We start from the raw sequence: 15,369 nt of genomic DNA, 5'->3' as shown, positions 1-15,369 counted from the left end.
TGGCGCGCGCCGGTCCAGGCCCCGGCCGGTCCGGCGAAACGTGAGAAATGAGAATGGCGAATGGGAAATCCATGTCCGAGCAGCAGTACCAGGGGGGCGTGACGGCCCCGCCAGGGGCGGACGTCCGCCACGGGCAGCAGGCGGCCGCCGAGCCGCGCGGCATGGTCATGAGTGGGTACCGGAGGTTGTGCGACAGCCGGTGGAAGAACACGATCCAGGCGGTGCTCTACGGGGTGCCGCTCGTGGGGATCGCGGTGGCCCTGCCGTACTCGGGCCTTGTCGCCAGCAGGACCGCGGGGGTGACGGTGTCCGTCGTCATCTCCGTGGCCACGGTGTGGCGCGAACGCCTGCTCGTCCCGTACTCCCTGGTGTCGGCCGTCGGCGTCGTGATCACCGGCCATCTGCTGAGCGCCACCGGCGCCTGTTACACGGCGGTCCGCCAGGGCCGCTACGTACTGGCTTCGATGCTGGTGGTCGGTTCCCTGGCCTTCGTCCTGGCGACCCCCGAAGCGCTGGTCGCGCGGGCTCCGAACGCGGAGGCCATCCTGGCCGACAGCGTAGTGATCATTCTGCTCCCGGTCCTCCTGGGCTATGTGGCCCAAGCGCACCGGCAGATGGCCGTGCTCGCTGCCGAGCAGCAGGCGCAAGAAGCCCTCCTCCAGGAAGGCCGCCTCCGGGAAGCGGCGCTACGGCAGCGCGAGCGGCTGGTGCGGGACATTCACAACGGGGTGGGGCAACAGGTCACCCTCATGGTGCTCCAGGCCGGCGCCATCGCGGTCCGCGCGGATGCCTCGGCGCCCATCAAGGAGCGGTGCTCGCTCATCTCCGACGCCGGGCGCGACGCCGTGAACGCCCTGCGAGAGATCGTCGCGAAGACCCCCGGGCCCGGCGAATCCCCTACGGAGGACGAGCGGCAACTATCCGATCTGGCCCCTTTGTTCACGCGCTATCGCAGCAGCGGTCACAAGATCACCGTCGGCGCCCGCATCACTGCCGAACCACCTGGCCCGGTCGCGCAGGACCTCGCGTACAAGGTCATCGCCGAAGGGCTGAGCAACGCCGTGCGTCATGCCGCCGGCGGGGCGATCGATGTCCGGATCGCCCAGGCGGCCGACGCCTCGTTGATCGTCGCCGTGCACAACGGCCCACCGCCCTCCGGCACCGCTCCGCTGCCCGGCACCGGCCACGGTCTGTCCTGGCTCCGGCAGGAGATCCAGGCCGCGGGGGGCACGCTGCGTGCCGACGCCGACCCCGCAGGGGGCTTCCTCCTGGAAGCACGGTTTGCCGGTCACCAACCATGACTCCGCCTCTTCCCGGGACCGGGGACGTGGGCACGGTCAGCGGCAGCACCCACCTCACCCTTCCCTTCCCTCTCAGGTGCCCGTTCCCGGGCTCCGCCCCGCAGTGAGGAGAACGACATGATCAACGTTGTGATCGCGGACGATGACGACCTGGTGCGCGCGGGTATCCGTGCCATCGTGGAGACCTCCCCCGAGATCACGGTCGTCGCGGAGGCCGGCAACGGCGGCGAGGCGATCGCCCAGGCGCGGAAATGGCGTCCGGATGTGGTCCTGATGGACCTCGACATGCCACGTTGCGACGGACTCTGTGCCACCCGGCGCCTGCTCACCGAGCCGGACCCGCCGAAGGTGCTCGTGCTGACCACCTTCGGCATGGACGAGAACATCACCGCGGCCCTGCACGCCGGAGCCTCGGGGTTTCTGATGAAGCAGCTCACCCCGCAACAGCTCATCCACGCGGTCTCCACCGTCGTGGCCGGGGGCACCGTACTGTCCCCCGCCGTCACCCAACAGCTCCTCACCCACGTCGCCCGGCCCGGCTCGCAGCGCAAGGCCCGCATCCGCGCCATGGCCGCCAAGCTCAGCGAACGCGAGCGGGAGGTCTTCGGGCTCCTGGGGCAGGGGCTGGGCAATGCCGAGATCTCCGAGCAGCTGCACCTGACCACCTCGACCGTCAAGACGCATGTCTCGCGGATACTGGTCAAACTCGAAGTGGAGAACCGCACCCAGGCCGCGCTCGTGGCGTTCGAACTCGATTTACTCCCTGCCACCGGAGCGTAGCGGCAGGTATCACCGGCGAGCGGACGGCGTGACGGGCCGAGCCGGAACCTTCGCCGGCACGATACGAACGCCGGCCTTCACCACCCACTGACAGGTGGTGAAGGCCGGCGTTTCCTTTCCGCTCCGGGGCCGCTCTTTGACTCTTCCGGTGTGAATTGCTCTTCCGGTGCGAATCGCCGGGCCGCGAAGATGCACTAAGGCCTACCTAATCGGCACTCTGGTCCACAATCTGACGCCCGGGCCCGTGATGGAATCAATGCAGGCGGTTTTCACCGGAGATGACGGAGCGCTGGGCTCCCCAGGGCCGCTGGAGAACACTGTCGCGAAAAGAAGTTCGCATACCTCGCCACACGGTGAGGACGGGAAAGGAAAATCCCCAGTGACGTCTGATACTTCGCCGAGGTCCCGGGCCGGTCGGCCGGCCACCAGCAGGCGCACCGTGGTCATGGCCGCAGCGGCCGTGGCGGCGGTCATGGGCGCCACTGTCGTGGCCGCGGATGCGGCAGCAGTCAATCCGAGGCCCGACCGGAACATCAGTTCCGTGGACACCAGGCACTACACCACCGAATTGTGTGCCGAGACGTTCCAGCTGTCCGCGAAGCCGTCGCCGGCCAAGGAGCAACAGCGTCTGAAGTCCTCGTTCCGGCTGAGCGGTGCGCAGAGCACCGGCCTGCACGTGCCGCCGAGTGGGAGGTCGGGGTTCGCCGAAGTCGCCGACACCCCTGACAGCCGGGCCGGCAGGGTCAAGCTGCGGATCGGTGTTCCAGGCGCCAAGCATGACGGGGGCAAGCAGCGCGTCATCACCCTCAAGCCGGGTACCAACCGCATTGGCGACGAGACCGGCGGCATGCTGTACCTCACCGTCGAGGGGAACTCGTCCGCCACCACCTCTGTGGAGTTCGCGGGACATTTTGCGAAGGTCCCGCGCTTCGTGCTCGGCGAGACGAGCGGCGAGAACTTCCGCACCATGCTGGACAATTCCGATGCCCCGTGGGTCGAGTACGTCAGCGAGCGGGTCATCGTCACCGTGGACCGGGCCACGGCACTGAAGTACCGCGACCAGGACCCGGTCAAGCTGATGCGGACCTATGACGCGATCGTTCGCATACAGGACCGCGTCAACGATGTCGGGGAGGAGGGCGGCAGCCTGGCTCCCAGTCCGCTGCGTCAGCACATCGTCCTGGACGGCCAGAAGAGGAAGGGCACGGCCCGGACCGCGAACGGCTACACAGCCTTCGGCCCCGCCCACGCCGGGGTTCTCCTCTCCTCGGGCAAGTTGTCCCGGGGCGAGACCGCTTGGGACATCTGGCGGGAGCTGAGCCGCCCGCGTCAGCTCAAGCCGGTCAGCGGCGACGGACTGGGGGAGGCGATGGCGGGCATCTATGCCGTTCAGGTTGAGCGGGACATCTCCGGACTGCCGTTGTCCGGCCCGCGGGGGTGGCACACCAGGACGCTGGCCAAGCTCCGCGAGGCGAAGCCGACGCTGGAGAGTGTGCGGGGAGCCGTCATGCTCGACCAGCTTGCCCTCGCCTATGGCAGCAAGGACTTCTGGCGCTCGGTCAACAGACTGATCCTTGAGGAGGAGTTCCCGAAGCCGCAGAGGGCTCAGGATGCCCTGATTATGAAGACCAGTGCGATCGCGGGTGAGGACCTGCGGGAATTCTTCGCGAAGTGGGGAGTGTTCCCGGGCGAGGAGCTCGGCAAGCTCTTCGACGCGATGAAGTTCCCGAAGCCCCGGGTCGACCCGTTCACCCTCGGAGGAGAACGCAAGGTGTCGATAGTACCCTTCGGCCAGTAGCAGGGTACCGCGCACGTAGGCCTGGACAGCCTCCCGCCGTCAGCCGCCCTCTCCGTGCACCAGGTTCGGATTGCCTCGGCGGCTCGCCCGCACACGCACGGGGGAGCGTAGCGGCTGATGGCGGGGCATCGCACTCGACGTGGTCCGGTTTGCGTTTCAACTTCCTCCCCTTGAGGTCCACTTCCGGCTCACTGCCTGCTGAGGCCCAGTCAAGTAGGCGTAGGTGCAGTTTGGTTACGTACGGCCCTGACTGTAGGGACTTTGGTCCCTACGGATAAATGATCAAGTGCTGCAAGGATTCTTGTGACGGGTGGGTGGCCGGTCGAAGAATTCCTTCGGCATTGTCTGTGCCCCTGGCGCTCTTCTCCGTCGTTCGCATTTCGCGTGTGCGATGGTGTCGTCTTTTATCATTTCCGACTTTTGAAAGCGCTGAGCTGTTGCCGCTGAGTCCTGGCAAGGCAGTCAGTAAACGTGAGATAAGGAGTTGCGGGTGCCTAACTATCTGTCCCCGGGTGTGTTCGTAGAGGAGATGGAGGGCGGATCGCGTCCGGTCGAAGGGGTTGGCACCGCAGTAGCGGCCTTTGTCGGATTCGCAGAAAAGGGGCCGCTGGACCGGCCCGTGCGCGTCACCAATTGGAGCCAGTTCGCGCAAACATTCGGCGACTTCATGGAGGGTTCGTACCTCGGGCACTCCGTCTATGGATACTTCGCCAATGGCGGCGGCACGTGTTACGTGGTGCGCGTCGCCGGAGACAGTGCGGCCGCGGAAGGACAGGCCACGGTGGGTGCCGGTGCCGGTGCCGGTGCTGGTGACGTGGAGATGGTGGCCGCGTCGCGGATGCTCGGGGGCTTCCGGATCACGGCCCTCCCGTCGGCGGCCGGGCAGGACATCTCCGTCGACGTGCGGTGTACGGAGCCGGAGGGCGGCACGGGCACCAGGACCCGCAGGTCCGCGGCCGAGAGCGCGAGAAGCAGGACCGGGAAGGACGGCGGCGAGGCGGCCGCCGCGAACAGCGACAAGGACAGTGACAAGGAAGGCGACAAGGGGGCCGACAAGGGTGGCGACAAGGATGGCGTGAAGGGCGGACAGGGTTCCTACCGGCTGACGGTGCATCTCGGTGGTTCGCCGACGGAGACCTTTGACGTCTCCACCGACAGGGCCTCGGCCCAGTACGTGGTCACTCAGGTCCGGGAGCGGTCGAAGCTCATCCTCATCGAGGAGGCGGGCGCCACCGCCGGTGCGGCCCTGGCACTTCCCGAGAAGACGTCCCTGATGCTGCCCGCCGCCTCGGCGGCGGAGAGCGGTGCCCAGCTGGCCGGAGCCGGAGCCGTGGGGGTGACGGGCAGCGCGGTCGGCCGCTATGTCGGCGATGTGAGCAGGCGCTCCGGCCTCTCCGGCCTGGAGGCGATCGACGATGTGACCATGGTCGCCGCACCTGACCTGATGGCGGCGTACGAACGCGGTGCCCTCGACGGCGAGCAGGTGAAGGCCGTCCAGATGGCGATGATCAACCACTGCGAGGGCATGGCCAACCGCATGGCGATCATCGACCCGCTGCCGGACATGGGACCGTCCGAGGTCTACGAGTGGCGGCAGAACGACGCCGGGTTCGACTCCAAATTCGCCGCCCTGTACTACCCCTGGATCAAGGTGGCCGACCCGTCCACCGGCAAGAGCTTCCTGATGCCTCCGTCCGGTCACGTAGCGGGGCTGTGGGCGCGTAACGACGAAGCTCGCGGGGTGCACAAGGCGCCCGCGAACGAGGTTCTGCGCGGTGCGTTGGACCTGGGCATCCAGATCACCAAGGGTGAGCAGGAACAGCTCAATCCCGCGGGCGTCAACTGCATCCGCAGCTTTCCCGGGCGCGGCATCCGTATCTGGGGTGCCCGTACGCTCTCCAGCGACCCGGCGTGGCGCTACCTGAACGTCCGCCGGCTCTTCAACTACCTGGAGGAGTCCATCTTCCAGGGCTCCCAGTGGGTGGTCTTCGAGCCCAACGACGAGCGGTTGTGGGCCACCATGCGCCGCAATGTGGCCGCCTTCTTGGTAGGCGAGTGGCGGCAGGGTGCCCTCTTCGGCGCCACCCCCGACGAGGCTTTCTACGTCAAATGCGACTCCGAGACCAACCCGCCGGAAGTCATCGAGTCCGGCCAGGTCGTGTGTGAGATCGGCGTGGCGCCGGTCAAGCCGGCCGAGTTCGTGGTCTTCCGCATTTCGCAGGAATCGCTGGGCGGTTCGGGTACGTAACCGGAAACCGGACCTGCCATCGGGTGGGGTGGGACCGGTGCAAAGCTCGGCAGATCCAACTCCCCTACCCAAGCACTGAGTACAGCAATGAAACGTGAGGTTCGATAGTGGCGGATATGCAGGACAACTTTGTCGTCCACACCTTTGGTATCCAGATCGACGGTGTTCAGCTGGAGCAGCTGAAGAGCATCAGCGGACTGGGCATGCAGCAGGACGTCATCACCAGCCAGCATGTGACGGACAAGGGCGTTGTCTACACGCGTAAGCAGCCGGGTGCCAAGACCCCCGGCAGCGTCACCATCACCCGTGGCATGGACAAGAGCAAGGCCCTGGGCGACTGGATCAAGGAGACGTACGAAAAGGGTGATGTGACCAAGGGGCGTAAGAACGTCACCATCGAGATGAAGGACAACACCGGAAAGACGGTCCGGCGCATCACGCTGATGCGGGCCTGGGCCAGCTCGTGGCAGAGCGGCGACCTGATCGCGGGTCAGACGAACGCGGTCGATGAGTCCGTCACCATCGAATTCGAAGAGATGAAGGTCGAGGACTCGTGAGGCGTGGGCGTATCACGGAAGGCCCGTCCCCGGCAGTGCCGTCCGAGCCGGCCGCGCCGCATACGCCCACCACGCTGCCTTCGGCTGCGGGCCCGTCCAACGGGCCCGCAGCCCTCCCGACAGAATTCCCCTTCACCCTGCCGCGCGGCTACGTGGACGGCAAGGGGAATGTCCATCGGGAGGGCGTGATGCGCCTTGCGACGGCCCGTGACGAGCTGATTCCGCTCAAGGACCAGAGGGTGCAGGAGAACCCCGCCTATCTGTCCGTCGTCCTGCTCGGACGGCTCATCACACGGCTGGGCACCCTGACGGACATTCACGCCGGGGTCGTGGAGGAGATGTTCGCCGCGGACCTGGCATTCCTGCAGAGGTTCTACGAGAAGATCAATACCGATGGCTCCGCGCTCGCGTCCACCGTGTGCCCGAACTGCCGGCACGAGTTCCAGGTGGACATGGGGAGCCGCCTGGGGGAATGACGGTGTACGCGATCGACGACCTCCATGCGGAAATCGCGTACATCGCCTACTACTTCCACTGGCCGCTGAGCGAAATCCTCGACCTGGAACACGGCGAACGCAGACGCTACATACGGCAGATCGGAACCATCAATCAGCATGTGGCGGGCAAGGGCGGCGGTCAGGGGCGTCAGGGAATCCAGGCCTGACGAGGGCTTGGTGACGCGGCCGGGGAATTCGTAGCAGTTGAGGTGCCGCAACCGACGCGGTCAAGGAAGTCAGGGCTGTTGCAGCAGCCGAGACAGTGAGGGACACCAGGGAAATGTTGCAGCGGATGCGCGGCGTGGCGCGGCGATCGTGGCGGTCGCGGCGGTCGGCTCGTACAAGAGCCGAGGCAGAGGTCTCCGCGGCTCTCGCGCCGGTGGCGGAGCCGAGGACCGGTCCGGGGGTCCGGATCATCTCCCCCCTCGCCCTCGCCTGCGTGGATGGCGTACGGACCGTCACGGACGCGCCGCGCGCGGCCGCTGCGTTGACGGCGTGGCGGGACCCTCGGCTGAGCGGGGAGCAGGCGCTGGTGGTCGATCCGGAGCCTCCGTTGGTGTTCCGTACGGCCATCGGTCTGTGGAGTGCGACTGGTTATCCGCTGCATCGCCGGGCGGCGCCACTGGTGTGGGCCGTGGACCGGGAGCGGGAGCCGGAGCCGGAGAGCGACGGCAGTGGTGGCAGTGGCAGTGACGGTGACGGTGGCGGCGGGCTGGTCGACGCAGTCGGCCGGCCCGGGCCGGCCCGTGTGGCCCGTATGGAAGGCGTCGAGGACGCGAAGGATGTGAAGGGCGCGAAGGGCGTGGTGGTCGTGGAGCGGAAGGAGGGCGTGGGCGAAGACGAGGGGCGAGGTGCGGGGCGGTCCGGGAGGAGTCCCCGCCGCGAGAGGCAGTGGCGGGACCGCTGGTGGCGGCACGGCGGTGAACGGGCGCGTGCCGGTCGGCAGGCCGTCGGTCCTGGTGGGCCGGGGAGGGACACCGGCGGCGCTGAAGGAGGTCAGGCGGAGGAACGGGTCGCGGACCGCGTCCCACTGGTGCAGTTCGCCCAGGGGGCGGGGGCGAAGAGAGGAAGGTCTGGGGCGAATGCAGTGGTGGCTGGTCTGGCGCGTGTGGAGACGAAGTCCAACCACCCGGCGGGGATGACGAGTTCGGGCATGCCTTCTCCGGCTGTGCGGGGCGACGACCTCGCGACTGAATGTGAGGCATCGAAGCCGAAGCGCCGCAGGAAGGCGCGTCACGAGGGGCCGGAAGGGCGGGAGGAGCTGGACCAGCTGACTGCCCGGCCGGGCCCGAGGGGAGCCCGGGGGCGTTCACCTGACGGGTACGTACCGGTCGTGGCCTCGCGCAGCGCATCGCGCGAACGAGCTGAAGAAGCCGAACGAGCCGAAGGCGCCGAACGGCCCACACAAGTGGGAGGAGCCGCACGGACCCAACAGGCCCAACAGGTTCAGGAGGCGGTGTCGCGGAGGAACAGCTCCATGACCGCTCCGAGCCTGCCGGACGCAGATAGCGGCAGGGGTACAGCTCAAGGCATAGGCGGACCTCAAGGTGTAGGCAGAGCTAAAGGCGTAGGCACTGTTACATCTGCTGCTGCACACACATCAGTACACGTGAACGCGATATCGGATCGCGCGGCAGTCACCGCTCGCGTTGGCCGTCACCTCCGCTCCGTCCCCTCTCCGCTCCCGGTCCACCCTCCGCATCCCGTCCCCTCTCCGTTCCCCGTCCACCCTCCGCTCCCCGTACCGCGCGCCCACTCCGCCCCGCGCCCCCACCCCCACCCGGCTCCCGCCACCCCTGCCGGAACGGCAGCGTCCCGGCGGCGGGCTGTCACGGCCGTCGCGTCGACCGCTCCCACGATCGACCCGGAGGCGGAGGGAGGCCAGGGGACGGGGGAAGGGCATGAAGGGGCGGATGCGGCACAGTCCGTCGTGCCGATGAGCGGTGCCCGCAGCCGAATGACCGCCGGCCTGCCGGTAGGCGACAAGCCTCAGGCAAGTATGGGCAGTTGGGGAATTCCAGGCAGTGGTAGTGGCGGTGGGAGCGGCAGGGGCGGGGCGGCCGCGTCCCGTACACCACCGGGTCGGCCGCGCAGCCGGACACTGCGCGGAGAGGGGTGACAGCATGTCAGGAAAATCGGCAACGGCGGCCGATCCGGGGACGACGCACCGCTTCCGGCTCGCCATCGACGGAACCGACCTGGGCGTCTTCACCCGGTGCACCGGTCTGGCCTGCACGGTCGAGGTGGAGGAGTACACCGAGGGCGGCCGCAACGACTCGGCCTGGTATCTGCCCCGGCGGATCACCTATCCGCCGCTGGTTCTGTCGCGCCCGGTGACCGCCGAAGCGGAGAAGACCAGCCAGTGGGTGCTCGACGCGGTGAACGACACCCGGCGGCGCACCGGTCAGATCGCCTCGCTCTCGGCCACCGGATCGGTGCTGGCGAAGTGGGATCTGCTCAACGTGGTGCCGGTGGCCTGGAGCGGTCCGAACTTCGACACCGCGTCACCCGGCGCGGCCATGGAGGTGCTGGAGATCGTGCACCACGGATTCTTCAGGGCGGGTACGACATGAGCGGGCCGCAGGAGAGCCGGGACAAGATGGTGCGGGCGACCCTTGAGATGTACGCCCCGCCCAGCGGCGGCGGAACCGACCCGGGACCGCTCATGGACGAGGTCCGGATGCAGTTCAACCCCGCCGAACTGGTCCTGGCCAAGGGGGCGGCCTGGGCCCGGCACACCGTACGCTCCGCGCCCCGCACCGCCGTCCCCGAATTCACCGGCAGTCGGCCGCGTGTCCTGGCTATGACGGTGCTGCTGGACGGGGCCGACAAGCGGGGGCGCTCGGTCGACGCCCGGGTCTCCAAGCTCCTGGAGTGCTGCGCGCCGACCGAGTCCAGCATCGACGCGGAGCGCCCCTCGCCGCCGTGGGTCAGGTTCCGGTGGGGCGACTTCGCCTCGGTGTCCTTCCTCTCCTACATGCGCAAGGTGCACGCCACCTACACCCGCTTCTCCCCGCAGGGCAGTCCGCAGCGGGCGGTCTGTGAGATCACGCTGGAGGAGATCGGCGGTGCGACGAAGGGGCAGAACCCGACATCCGGTGCGCTGACGTCACGTCGGTCGCGCACCGTCGTCGCGGGTGACTCGCTTCCTTCGATCGCGCAGCAGGAGCTCGGCAGCGCGGCGGCCTGGCGGGATATCGCCCGGCTCAACGGGCTGCACGACCCCTGGCGGCTGCGTCCGGGCGCACAGGTCCTGCTGCCGGGTCACGAGGACGGGTGACGGTCTGAGCGGTGAGCGGTGAGCGGTGAGTGGTGAGTGGTGAGTGGTGAGTGGCGAGAAGAGGCGGGGCGGCAAGGGGCGCCCGGGCAGGCGAGGGCGGTCAGGCACGTGGATCAGCAAGTGAGCGGAGACAATTGATGGCGCGTCATACCACGGGGCTCACTGTACGGGTCGGTGGGCAGCCCCTGCCCATGGCCTGGAGCCTCGCCCTGGGCTGGGCGGTCGTCGAGGAGTCCCACCGGGACTCGGCCTCGGCGGAACTCGGATTTCGCGACCCCGGCGGTGAACTGCCTGCCAGGACCGGGCTCAAGCTGGGCGCGCGGCTGGAGGTGACCGCCCACGACGGCAAGGTCACCTGCGAGTTGTTCGAGGGCGAGATCACCGGTTGTGAGGTCCGCGCGTCGGAGTCGGGCACCTTCAGCGCCGTCCTGGCCGAGGACTGCGCCCACCGGCTCAAACGGGGGCGCCGGGTGGCCGGCTACCAGCAGATGTCGGCGGGCGAGATCGCCGCCAAGCTGGCGCGGCAGGCGGGCCTGAAGGTCGGCACCGTGGACCGTACGTCCCTGGTCTATGACGTCATCACCCAACCAGGCGTTTCTGACTGGGAGTTCCTCACCCACCTGGCCCGGGAGAACGCCTGCGATGTCTTCGTACGTGGAGGCGCGCTGCACTTCCGGGGTCGTGCCAAGGCCACGGGGGCACCGGCCAGGGGAACCGGTGCCCGGCAGAGCCCCTTCGTCCTGGAGTACGGACGGAATCTCGTGAGGGTACGGACCGGGGCCACCCTGCGCGAGCAGGTGACCACGGTGCAGGTCCGCGGCTGGGACCCGCAGCGCAAGAAGGAACTGGTGGCCGACCGGCGCATCGGCACCACTCCGTCACGCGATGTGCCCTGGAAGACGGGGGAGCGGGCCGTACGAGGAGCGCCGCTCCAGCTGTCCTCGGCGCCGCGCTCCAGCCAGCACGAGGTCGAGGCGGTCGCCGACGCCATGGCGCAGGAGGTCGCCGCGGGCCTGAGCGAACTGGAGGCCGTGGTGCGCGGCGAGCCCCGGCTGCGGCTGCGCTCGGCGGTGACCCTCGGCGGACTCGGCAGCCGCTACGAGGGCCGCTACACCGTCACCTCCGTACGTCACGAATACCACCCCGACACCGGCTACCTCACCGACCTCGTGGTCCGGGAGGGCACCGACCGCGCGGTGGCGGGGCGGACCGGCGACGCGGAGGCGGGGTTGCGCCGGATCCCGGGGATGGTCTCCGCCCAGGTCGTGGACATCAAGGACCCGAAGGACGAGGGACGGGTCAAGCTGTGCTTCCCGTGGCTGTCCGACGACTACGTCAGCGACTGGGCCCGCACGGTGCAACTCGGCGGCTGCAAGGGCGGCGGCATCGTCGTCCCGGAGGTGGGCGACGAGGTGCTGGTCGGCTTCGAACAAGGAAGTCTGGCCCGCCCGTACGTCATCGGCGGGCTCTACAACGGCGTCGACAAGCCGCCCCGGCACCGCGTACCGCTCTACGACAAGACGAAGGGGACCACCAACCGCCGCTCCTTCGCCTCAAAGAAGGGGCACCGGCTGGAGCTGCTGGACGCGGACCGGGGGCGGCTGGGGGTCCTGGTGGCCACCGGTGACGACAAGCTGCAGATCGAGCTCGACCAGAGCAGCACCCGGATCGCCATCCAGAGCAACGGCACAGTGGAGATCGAGGCGAAGCGGGCCGTGAGCGTCAAGGGCGACGGGATCACGCTGGATGCGGGATCGGGTGCGCTGAAGCTCAACGGCACCCAGATCAAGCTCTCCGGTACCCGGGTCGACGTCTCCGGAACCGACGTGAAGGTGTCCGGGACCGGCGCGGTGAAGCTCAAGGGCGGTGCACTGGCCGAGCTCTCCGCCGCGCTAGTGAAGATCAACTGAACCAGATCAACTGAGCCAGATCACCCGAGCCAGATCAACCGAGCGAGATCAACCGAGCAGGACCAGCACACCAGGACCAGCTGAGCAGGACCAGCCGAGCAAGACAGCGAGCACCACAGCTGAGCAAGGAGAAGAACCCATGCCCCCCGCAGCGCGGATCGGCGACGCCACGTCCCACATCCCCAACCCCACTCCGGTACCGGTCCCGGTGGGTACCGGGGCCATCACCGGGCCGCCGATGGCCCCCACGGTGCTGATCGGCGGTCAGCCCGCCGCGGTGGCCGCGTCCCTGGCGACCTGCGCGTTCCCCGCGCACATACCGCCGCTTCCGCCCATGCCGCTGATCGCCGTTCCGGTGCCCGGCAGGACCGTGCTCATCGGCGGGATGCCCGCCGCGAAGATGGGCGACAAACTGCCGTGCGGTGCGACGGTCACCGGCGGGGCGCCCACCGTACGGATCGGTGGCTGAGATGTCCGAGGTCTTCATCGGACGGGGCTGGTCCTGGCCGATCGGCGTGAGCCCGTCCGGCGGGACGGCCATGGCCGAAGGGACGGCCGACGTGGAGCAGGCCATCCGGCTTATCCTGGCCACCGAACCCGGAGAACGGCCCATGCGGCCCGAGTTCGGCTGCGCGATCCGGGACCGGATCTTCGGCTCCTTCGACGCCGCCACCAGCGGAGCCATCGCCCACGAGGTGCGCCGGGCCTTGGAGCGCTGGGAGCCGCGCATCGTCGTCGACGACGTGGACGTCGTCCAGAGCGCGGACGAGCAGGACATGCTGCGTATCCACGTGGCCTACCACCTGGCGAGCACCAACAGCCGCCGCAACCTGGTCCACCCGTTCTACGTGATCCCCTCCCACGAGGGGGACGGCGAGCACAGGGAGAACCCACCCGGCTCCCGCCACAGCGCGCTGCGCCCCGTTCCTGCCGGCCCGGGCCCGGTCCACGCCGGCCCGAGCCCACCCCAGGCCGACCCCGGCACCACCGATCCCAGCACCACCGCCCCCAGAGCGACCGTCCGGAGCCACCCCGATGCCCCTGCCTAGCCCGAACCTCGACGACCGCCGGTTCCAGGACCTGGTCGACGACGCCAAGAGGTTCATCCAGCGCCGCTGCCCGGAGTGGACGGACCACAACGTCTCCGACCCCGGAGTCGCCCTCATCGAGGCCTTTGCGCAGATGGTCGACCAGCTCTCCTACCGGCTCAACCAGGTACCGGAGAAGGTGCATCTGGGCTTCCTGGACCTGCTCGGCGTCCGGCAGATGGCCCCTCAGGCGGCCCGTACGGAGCTGACGTTCTGGCTGTCGGCGCCCCAGGCGGCGGTCGTGTCCGTCCCCGTCGGCACCGAGGTGGCCCGGCCGCGTACCGGACACGGCCCGGTCTGCGTGTTCACCGTGGACCGCGAAGTAGACGTCGTACCGAGCGAGTTCGCGCATATCGGCACCGCGGACGCGAGCGACGGCGGCGCGGTGCTGGTTACCGAGCGTTTCCTCGCGGGCGATCCGGTCACCTGCTTCGCGCAGCCGCCCGTCCCCGGCGACAGCCTGCTGATCGGGCTGACCGAGGCCGCCCCCCGCTGTGCGGTGGCACTCGGCATCGACTGCTCTCTGGAGGGCGTGGGCGTGGACCCCCGCCGGCCCCCACTGGTGTGGGAAGCCTGGTGCGGCCGGCGCTGGGAGGAGTGCGAGGTCGACAGCGACACCACCGGCGGCCTCAACCGCCCCGGCGAGATCGTGCTGCACATCCCGGACGGCCACGTCCCGTCGCTGATCGGACGGCGCCGCGCCGGATGGCTGCGCTGCCGGGTGCTGGGTTCCGCCCCCGGCCGGCCCGACTACTCCGCCTCACCACGGATCACCGCCGTCGAGGCCCACACCGTCGGCGGTACCACCACCGCGGTCCACGGCGAGGTCGTCACCGACGAGGAACTCGGCACCTCCGACGGCACCCCCGGCCAGGTCTTCACACTGGAGCGCACCCCCATAGCCGCCGGGTCGCTGCGTACCGTGACCACCGAGGGCACCGGCGGACACCGGGAGTGGACCGTGGTCACCGACTTCGCCGCCTCGGGACCGCAGGACCGGCATGTGACGGTGGACGAGGTCAGCGGCGAAGTGCGGTTCGGACCGTGTGTGCGCGAGGCGGACCGTACGGTGCGCCAGCGAGGCGCCGTCCCGGAGATCGGCGCCCGCGTCGGCGTCGCCGCGTACCACCAGGGAGGCGGTCGCGACGGCAACGTCGTGTCCGGCACGCTCTCCGTCCTGCGCACCCCGCTCGCGCTGATCGCCCGGGTGGAGAACCGCAAGGGCGCGGTGGGCGGGGTGGACGCCGAGTCGGTGGAGAGCGTCAAACAGCGCGCCGCACAGTGGCTGCGCACCCAGGAACGGGCGGTCACCGTCCGCGACTACGAGGCCATCGCGGCGGCCGCCTGCCGCGAGGCGGGTCGTGTCGAATGCCTGGCGGACACCTCCGGCGAGGGGCCGCCACTGGTACGGGTCCTGGTCGTGCCCAGGGTCTTCGAACCGGGCCACGTCCAGGATCCGCAGGAACTGGCGCCCTCGGCGGCGATGCTCGACGCGGTGGCCACGGCCGTCGAGGCCGCCCGGCCGCTGGGTACCCGGGTCGCGGTCAGCGGCCCCGCCTACCAGGGGGTGACCGTGGTGGCCGAGGTGGAGCCGGTGGCCGGCGCGGACCAACGTGCCGTACACGACCAGGTGCTGGAGGCGCTGCACCGCCTCCTCAGCCCGCTGCCCTCCCCCACGGGGACGGACGGCGGCTGGCCGCTCGGCCGCGCCCTGCGGCTGAGCGACGCCTTCGCCGCGGTGGCGCGCTGCCCGGACGTGGAGTCGGTGCCCAAGCTTGAGATGTACCCGGCCGATCCGGCCACCGGCGAACGGGCACCGGCCCAGGACCGCATCGAGGCGGGACCCACCGGGCTCTTTGTGTCCTACCGGCACCAGATCGCCGTCAGGACGACGAAGCGCGCACGATAGG

12 protein-coding genes and 1 pseudogene are annotated in these 15,369 nt (G+C 69.2%); all 13 read left to right on the top strand.

Going from position 1 to position 15,369, the window contains the following annotated elements:
• Window positions 1-71 precede the first annotated feature (71 nt).
• The 13 genes and pseudogenes from AZE13_RS27410 (at window position 72) to AZE13_RS27350 (ending at window position 15,368) form a co-directional block, all read left to right on the top strand.
• Window positions 72-1,301 (top strand): sensor histidine kinase, encoded by a 1,230-nt coding sequence (locus AZE13_RS27410; RefSeq protein ID WP_066937638.1) that lies wholly within the window; start codon window positions 72-74, stop codon window positions 1,299-1,301.
• A gap of 117 nt (window positions 1,302-1,418) precedes the next feature.
• Entirely contained in the window at window positions 1,419-2,081 is a 663-nt protein-coding gene (locus AZE13_RS27405; RefSeq protein ID WP_066937635.1) for a response regulator, read from the top strand.
• 445 nt (window positions 2,082-2,526) lie between these two features.
• Window positions 2,527-3,879 (top strand): M60 family metallopeptidase, encoded by a 1,353-nt coding sequence (locus AZE13_RS27400; RefSeq protein ID WP_220127607.1) that lies wholly within the window; start codon window positions 2,527-2,529, stop codon window positions 3,877-3,879.
• Between the two features lie 490 nt (window positions 3,880-4,369).
• Complete coding sequence (locus AZE13_RS27395; RefSeq protein WP_066937630.1) at window positions 4,370-6,127, top strand: phage tail sheath family protein; 1,758 nt, start codon at window positions 4,370-4,372, stop codon at window positions 6,125-6,127.
• 116 nt (window positions 6,128-6,243) lie between these two features.
• On the top strand, window positions 6,244-6,684 hold the full coding sequence (locus tag AZE13_RS27390) for a phage tail protein (RefSeq protein WP_107288465.1): 441 nt from the start codon (window positions 6,244-6,246) through the stop codon (window positions 6,682-6,684).
• Window positions 6,681-7,160 carry a hypothetical protein gene (locus tag AZE13_RS27385; RefSeq protein ID WP_398780238.1) on the top strand — a complete coding sequence of 160 codons (480 nt, stop codon included), beginning with the start codon at window positions 6,681-6,683 and terminating at the stop codon, window positions 7,158-7,160. The genes AZE13_RS27390 and AZE13_RS27385 overlap by 4 nt, the downstream gene beginning before the upstream one ends.
• A gap of 2 nt (window positions 7,161-7,162) precedes the next feature.
• Window positions 7,163-7,348 (top strand): DUF6760 family protein, encoded by a 186-nt coding sequence (locus AZE13_RS27380; RefSeq protein ID WP_258528019.1) that lies wholly within the window; start codon window positions 7,163-7,165, stop codon window positions 7,346-7,348.
• A 1,956-nt stretch (window positions 7,349-9,304) separates the two neighbouring features.
• Entirely contained in the window at window positions 9,305-9,754 is a 450-nt protein-coding gene (locus AZE13_RS27375) for a phage tail protein (RefSeq protein ID WP_066937623.1), read from the top strand.
• The gene (locus AZE13_RS27370) at window positions 9,751-10,461 is read left to right on the top strand and encodes a LysM peptidoglycan-binding domain-containing protein (protein ID WP_066937620.1); all 711 of its coding nucleotides are present in this window, start codon (window positions 9,751-9,753) and stop codon (window positions 10,459-10,461) included. Before AZE13_RS27375 ends, AZE13_RS27370 begins: the two co-directional genes overlap by 4 nt.
• A 137-nt stretch (window positions 10,462-10,598) precedes the next feature.
• Window positions 10,599-12,371 carry a VgrG-related protein gene (locus tag AZE13_RS27365; protein WP_066937617.1) on the top strand — a complete coding sequence of 591 codons (1,773 nt, stop codon included), beginning with the start codon at window positions 10,599-10,601 and terminating at the stop codon, window positions 12,369-12,371.
• Between the two features lie 139 nt (window positions 12,372-12,510).
• Window positions 12,511-12,840: a PAAR domain-containing protein gene (locus AZE13_RS27360; protein WP_066937614.1), complete on the top strand. Its 330-nt coding sequence runs from the start codon at window positions 12,511-12,513 to the stop codon at window positions 12,838-12,840.
• A gap of 1 nt (window position 12,841) precedes the next feature.
• Window positions 12,842-13,246 (top strand): annotated as a pseudogene (locus tag AZE13_RS27355) (GPW/gp25 family protein); the annotation flags it as partial.
• Between the two features lie 160 nt (window positions 13,247-13,406).
• Window positions 13,407-15,368, top strand: a complete 1,962-nt coding sequence (locus AZE13_RS27350; RefSeq protein WP_066937607.1) for a putative baseplate assembly protein — start codon at window positions 13,407-13,409, stop codon at window positions 15,366-15,368.
• The last annotated feature ends 1 nt before the right edge of the window (window position 15,369 follow it).

Source organism: Streptomyces sp. NBRC 110611, from assembly GCF_001590865.1.
In the GTDB taxonomy this organism is placed as follows: Bacteria; Actinomycetota; Actinomycetes; order Streptomycetales; family Streptomycetaceae; genus Streptomyces.
This window is presented reverse-complemented; position numbering and strand designations above follow the sequence as displayed.